We start from the raw sequence: 6,452 nt of genomic DNA, 5'->3' as shown, positions 1-6,452 counted from the left end.
TGCATGGTTTGAGTAGCAGAAAGCTTGCTTTGGCTTCCGCCATTTTCAGGCTTAAGTTTTTCAGAAAGAACGTAGTCACTAAGGTGGCGTGCAACGGTTGATTCATGAATGCGAAGAGCTTGAGCAATCATGGTCTGACTCCACCCCTCTGTGGTAAGCAATACTGCTTTAATACGGTCACGCACTCGACCATCACGAGTAGAATCGTGCATTTGTTCGAGTTGCAGTTTCTGTTGAGAAGTCAGTGTAATTTTCATGGTTCGTAGCATGATCCTGATTCTAAAGAAAATCAAGCATCTTCAATGATCAGGGGTATATACGCTCCGATGCTATTCTGTCTCTAATGATTCATTTTTACATCGCTTATGTTCCTATTGTTGGTTTTAAACACTCTCAAGTAACAAGTTACATACCATTATTATTGGTAGTGCATTTTAATTATGTACTTATTACAAAATATGCGTCGGATTTTAGCGACCAGGCATACATTTCTGCTTGGGGTGTGATGTTAGGTTCAATGATTCTTTGTATTTGTCATTTATTGTTGTTCTTACGGTGTAAGTAATCTATGTTCTTAACGTAAAGGCAGATCTAACTAAGTCGACAAACATCCTAATACATAGCGCGTCAAGGCTTATTGAGATACACATTAAAAGGAGTATGAGGAAGTATGAGTTCTGGCCTCGTTTTTATGCTGTTGATGTTTGCGTTTATCTCGTGCGCGCAAGTGTTGACCTATATGAAACAACAAGCTTTGAGCCGTGAGTTTTATTTACGCGTTCGATCATGGTGGTGGATGTTGTTGATACTGACTTTGTTTGCGCTGCTTCCTATCTCTATGATGCCGTTATTAGTAGGGTTTATGGCCTTTATGGGAAGTAGGGAGATTGCTAGCGTCTGTCAGCTAAATGCTTTCACGACCAAGGCTTTAGTTATCACGATGACGCTTTCTATATTAATGAGTTATTGGTCTGTTGATTTGATGTTGATAACGGGGGCTTTAGGTGTAACTGTCACAGTGACGTCTTTGTTTTGGTATAAGGAGCAAGGAGTACTTGGTGAATGTAATGCGCTCACGGCTTTGGTCAGTTTAATCATTTTACTCGCTGTCTGCCTATATTCTTTAATATTGTTGCTTAATCAACCTAATAGTGAGCTTGCACTGAGTTATGTGTTGTACTTGATCTTTGCGACGCAGTTTAACGATGCGATTCAATATTTTATTGGTAAGAAGTTTGGTAAACGCCCATTGTGTTCCACCATCAGCCCTAATAAAACGATAGAGGGTGCGGTTGGCGGTTGTGTTGTTGTGTCTCTTGTGGCGACGGTAATTGCTTTATGTATCACGCCCTTTTCATTGAGCGTTGCTCTTACCATCAGCGTTGTTCTTACTCCATTAGGGGTGTTGGGTGATGTCTGTGTATCGTGGTTTAAGCGTCGAGTAGGTGTTAAAAATATGGGCACATTGATCCCAGGCCATGGGGGAATCTTAGATCGTATTGATAGTTTACTTTTAGCTACTCCTACCTTCTTGCTTATCGTCGGGTCTTCAATACTTTACTAATAAAGTGGGAGGGCAAACAGTTTAATAAGTGGATCAACCATTTCATTCTTAAAGGAAAGATCACTAGCTGTTTTTCCTTTTCAATTGCGGTGATAATACGTTTGACCGCGTGAGGCTCCTCGAGTAGGAAAGGCTTGTGGGAGGCGTCTCCATCATTGAGATCACGCAGCTTTTGAGTATTTATGTATCCTGGGGCGATCACTGTCACCTTAATTCCATACGAGGCGAAGCGTTGTGCATACGCTTGTCCCTGAATAATCATTTGGGCTTTTAAGTGGCTATAAAGTGTCGGAGATGAAGAATTGACTAACCCAGCTATGGAAGCAATTGTCACTAAGTGTCCGTGCCCTTGAGTGATCATTCTGTTTGCAGCAAGATCAAAACAGTGATGAAAACCTGTTGCGTTCACTGCCTCCATTTCCTTTTGCTCATCTAAGCTGAGTTTCCAGCGGCGTTCATTAAAGTACTTGCCAGCACAGTAAATGAGCATGTCGATAGGTTGGTTGTCTAGTGCGTTGAAAAACGTGATGATGTCGTTGGGTTTGCTGACATCGAGGGTCATCATTGATAGCGATTTCGTGATCAGATCTTGTGGGACTTTACTGATATCTCGGCCGCATATGACAACTTGGTGACCGGATCTGAGGTAGTGTTTTGCGAGCCCGAGCCCGACACCACTTGTGCCGCCAATGATAACGACATTCATATATTCACCGATTGATTGTGGTGTTGAAATGCTTCTAAGGTTCGTTGATAGCCATAATCCCATTGAGCTCGCATCATAGCTCGAAACTGATCGTAGTTAGGTGATTCGAGTGCTATTTGGTTCGATAACCAATGTATCTTTTTATGGATTTGATAGCTTCGAAGTTGTTGTGGAGAGTCCGCAGTATCAATCCTTACGTCTTGTGCCCTAGTTGGCAAAGCCCGTAGGACATTATTTGGGTTGTACCCTAAAATAGTCAAAAAAGCTGGCACTGCTGTGACGTTAGAAAAGGCGTGTTTAGTTTCCAAAGACAGTGTAGCTGAACAGTGCTGTGCGAGATGGAAAGGAACTAAATCCAACATCCCCCCCATATAATGTGAGCCTGCGATAGCGTAAGGAGGTAGATAATAAATATCGGACACCGATATGCGAATAGCGTCTTGAAATGTGACCGAAGATTCTCTTACGAAATCACTTTTGATTAGTGAGGAAGGAGGGGAATAGGGCGCGTTTGATAACGCTTTGAGCGCGGAACTATCACTCAAAATGACTTCCTCAAACAGCGGGGAAGACGTTCTACGTTGTCCTATTTGTTCTTGGTCATAGCAAAGTTTTGAGCCAATAATATATACGGTGCCATTGGATGAAGTGTAACTTGGGTTGAAAGGAAACCAAGGCTTTGACTCGTCTCGAATTTCAAACAGTGCATCGTGTAATAAATCAGGAAATACTTTGGTTGCTCTGCGTAACAAATAGCGTTTAGTAAGGTCGAACAAGATTGTTGTAAGCGCGTGTTTATTCGCATACTGAACTCGTAGAACCATCTGATGGAGTTCGTGGCTTAGCAATGCTTCCTTTTGTTCTTTCACGCTATCAAATTCACCGATCAGACCGGCAGCAATAGCACCACCACAGGAAGCAAAAACTGCATCAGGTTGCTTGTGATACTCAACCGCAGCCGCATACATGCCGAGATAATAGCCAAATCGAGAGCCTCCCCCCGACATCAGCATCGCATGGCTAAACGGCTTTGTGATTGGTGCCCCTGAATCCGCCGAGAGCTCGTGATTGATGGTCATGGTTAGTCACACTTTTGCGCGATAGAAACGCTGAATATGCCACTTGAATCAATTATCATGTCGACTTTTTTGAGTCCAGCTTCAGTAATCAATGAGTCCATTTCTGCTTGGGAGCGGCAACGCATCACCCACGGTTGACCTCGATGATTGCGTAGGGTTTTGGCGATAAATTCTTGTTGTGGATGCCAAGGTTGATTGGTGTAAAGCAAATAGCCTCCCGGAGCTAATTGATTAGCCATTCCCTTTATGGCGGTGGAGATTAAGTCGTTATCAGAGAAAAGTTCAAATAATCCGGAAACGATAGCAAGATCAAAATTTGATTCGCTATCATAGCTATCTTTATTAAAAGCATCAGCTTGAATTGCTTGAGCGCGTTCACCTAGCGCCATGCTTTCAATACGTGATGTCATGATATGAACATTGGTGTCGTCAAAATCTCGCATTTCTACAGAAATTAATGGGTTAGACTGCATCAAATCAAACAGATAGCGTCCATTACCGCTAGCAATATCAAGAACACGAGAGGTTTGTGTTTTCTTTAGATATTTATCGAGGAATTGGTTGATGATGGCTTTTCGACAACGAATTCCTCGCCAACCAGGGCTATCAAGGTAGATTCGGTCGATGATTTTTCCTGCGAAGGTGCGACCTTGTGCTTTATCGGTATAAACATAATCAAGCGATTGGCCAGAGTCGAAACCATGCTTTAAACCAATTTGAATGCCTTGGCTTAGGCGGCCCAGAGAGTTTAATGTTGCTTTGGTGATGGGATAAATCGGGTTTAGACTAGGCAGCAAACACGAATCCATCTTGTCTTTGCTAACGCCATAGTTGTTGGCATTATCATAATTTACTTGAATCAATGGTTGTGAAAAGCATTCTTCAATAAAGTGCTTGCAGCGCTGATATACTTCCTTAGTTTTATCTTCGTGGAAAATCGCATGATAAAGATCAGGGTAATAGCACCATTCTTTTTTGCCTGAAGAGAGGCGATTATAGAAGCGACGTTGTGCAGACCTACTGACCACCCAATCCTGCCCTGCACAGAGGAGCAACGTAGGAGTGTGGATCGCGCTGGCGTCATCGATGAGGCGTTGTCCTGTTTGGTAGGTATCGATCAGCAGGTCTGTGGATATCGAGCTTGAAATAAGTGGGTCTTGGTTATAGATTGCCTGCTGAGCACGATCATGAGTGAGTACTTTTGATTTTACATAGCTCGATACCCGAGGGAGCAGTGAAAACTTTCTAGCGGCTTTAAGGAGTGGGATTGCAAAAGGTACATAAAGGCGAATGTTGAATGCAGGGGTCGCTAGAATCATCCCACGAATATTCGGCGCGTAATCGTGCACCCAGCTTGTTGCTATCAGGGCTCCCATACTACTTGCGACAATCAACATTTCTTCAGTAGACCGTTTAGTTTCTTGTGTAATTACTTCAACAAAAAGTTGCAGGTCTCTCGCAAAAACGGCAAAGGATTCAGCGTCATCTCTAGGCCCTTCTGATAAGCCATTTCCACGTGCATCCCAAGCATAAACTGTGTAATTTTGTGCCGCAAAGGAATCTGCCATTGCGGCCATTCTTTCTGAATGTTCATGACCTCGGTGCAGTAATAATATGATCCCTTTAGTATCAGGTTTTAGGTTCCAAGAACGGTAGATAATTTTTGTATTATCCCAAGAATTAAAATACTGGTGATCTAATGTCATGATTTGCCTAAGTAATGGTTTGTAAACGTCGGTATATTGTGATGATTAAAGTGAGTCCTGCGAAAAGTAATATCCATGGCCCAGTTGACGAGAAATCTACCCCAATAGCAACGAGCAAGCCCAGTAGCCCGAATAAGAACGCGCGATCACTTTTTCCCATGGGGCCCTGGTTAGCGCGTGTTTGTGTGATGTTAAGAGAGAGTATTGCAATAACTTCACTTAACCATGCCAACAGGACAAAGAAAAAGATTGCGTAAGCGTGGAATCCTGCAATTGCAATGAAGCATAGATAAATCGCCGCATCTGAAACCAAATCGCATACTTCGTTCAAAACGAACCCGAGAGATGAAACCATATTGTGTTCGCGCGCCAGCATCCCATCAATGGCATTCAAGGCCATACGGATGAAAAGTATTAGGGGTAAAAGCCCCCACCAGATGCTCGCACCTATTGTAAAGAGTAGTGCTGCACTTGAGAGTGTCACCATAAGCGCAAAGACGGTGACTTGATTAGCCGTGATTCCATTATCTGCCAAGCATAAAACACAAGGACGCAAGAGGGACTGAAACTTAGGTTTAAGTAGGTAAATACTCATTAGTTGCTACAGGTTTCTGATTAAGTTCTACGATTGATACTAAGTTAAATACATGAAAATGAGTACAAAAGCGATCATCGAAAGCTTTCTTGTGAGTGTACTTCATATCACTCAGCCCATAGCTTTGAATACGGCGTTGGCGACCTCTGCAAACCCCAAGAAAGCAAAAAATAGGGTAGAAGCCAACACGAGTAACACCCTATGCGTACCACTTTTTAATATATCACAAAAAAATAAAAGCATCAGCAGTCCGAAAAAAAAGTCCAAATGCTCCAAATTTGAAGGCGTTTATAGAGCCTAAAAATAGTATTGCTATCCCCATTTTTCCTTTTTAGTGATGTTTGTCGTTCATGTATCTGCTTGATTTGCTAGCCGATCGTGAGAACGGAATCACAATGACGATACTGACGAATTCTCAAATGGATTTAATGGTTAAAGGTGAGTATTAAATGCTCTGATGATATTACACGTTAACTTCAGGGGGTAAAAATTGGCCCAAGCAAGCTGCTGCTCGATGCTTTGGGCAAGAAACTACTAGCTGATAGGATTGTTCACTAATATTTGCGCATTAAGTCACATGTTAGCCTCCTTTGGTAATTTCCGGTAGGTAATAAACTGCCTATACCCAATCAACTTGAAAATGCAGGCTTGAGTACCTGAAAATTATCATTGATTCGAGACGTCAGTGAACCAGCGATCTCTGGAAGAGTCACAGTAAAAAATTGATCGATGGCTTCCTTGAAGTCTCGTTTATTTTTGAAGTAAACGTTATTCCTCGACTGCTCGTTCATTACCTTCCAAA

Annotated in this window: 6 protein-coding genes and 1 pseudogene; 1 reads left to right on the top strand and 6 read right to left on the bottom strand. The window is 42.5% G+C overall.

Features of this window, described 5'->3' with window-relative positions; all coding sequences use genetic code 11:
• The coding region (locus tag ACQEXR_RS19505; RefSeq protein WP_427020958.1) for a helix-turn-helix domain-containing protein at positions 1-257 on the bottom strand (257 nt) is incomplete at its 3' end.
• Positions 258-670: 413 nt separating this feature from the next.
• Between ACQEXR_RS19505 and ACQEXR_RS19500 the strand changes: the two genes are divergently transcribed.
• Positions 671-1,564: a phosphatidate cytidylyltransferase gene (locus tag ACQEXR_RS19500; RefSeq protein WP_427020957.1), complete on the top strand. Its 894-nt coding sequence runs from the start codon at positions 671-673 to the stop codon at positions 1,562-1,564.
• Here the strand turns inward: ACQEXR_RS19500 and ACQEXR_RS19495 are convergent.
• The 5 genes and pseudogenes from ACQEXR_RS19495 to ACQEXR_RS19475 all read right to left on the bottom strand — a co-directional run.
• On the bottom strand, positions 1,536-2,270 hold the full coding sequence (locus ACQEXR_RS19495) for an SDR family NAD(P)-dependent oxidoreductase (RefSeq protein ID WP_427020956.1): 735 nt from the start codon (positions 2,268-2,270) through the stop codon (positions 1,536-1,538). The two genes, ACQEXR_RS19500 and ACQEXR_RS19495, sit on opposite strands and share 29 nt — an antisense overlap.
• Positions 2,267-3,349 carry a hypothetical protein gene (locus tag ACQEXR_RS19490; protein WP_427020955.1) on the bottom strand — a complete coding sequence of 361 codons (1,083 nt, stop codon included), beginning with the start codon at positions 3,347-3,349 and terminating at the stop codon, positions 2,267-2,269. The genes ACQEXR_RS19495 and ACQEXR_RS19490 overlap by 4 nt, the downstream gene beginning before the upstream one ends.
• A 2-nt stretch (positions 3,350-3,351) precedes the next feature.
• Positions 3,352-5,055, bottom strand: a complete 1,704-nt coding sequence (locus ACQEXR_RS19485; protein ID WP_427020954.1) for a bifunctional alpha/beta hydrolase/class I SAM-dependent methyltransferase — start codon at positions 5,053-5,055, stop codon at positions 3,352-3,354.
• Positions 5,056-5,062: 7 nt separating this feature from the next.
• Positions 5,063-5,650: a CDP-alcohol phosphatidyltransferase family protein gene (locus ACQEXR_RS19480; protein WP_427020953.1), complete on the bottom strand. Its 588-nt coding sequence runs from the start codon at positions 5,648-5,650 to the stop codon at positions 5,063-5,065.
• A 629-nt stretch (positions 5,651-6,279) separates the two neighbouring features.
• Positions 6,280-6,452, bottom strand: a pseudogene (locus ACQEXR_RS19475) (IS630 family transposase); the annotation flags it as partial.

It is taken from the genome of Vibrio sp. TRT 2004 (assembly GCF_050113735.1).
Classification (GTDB): Bacteria; Pseudomonadota; Gammaproteobacteria; order Enterobacterales; family Vibrionaceae; genus Vibrio.
The sequence above is the reverse complement of the archived record's forward strand: the minus strand, read 5'-3'. Positions and strand labels throughout refer to the sequence as shown.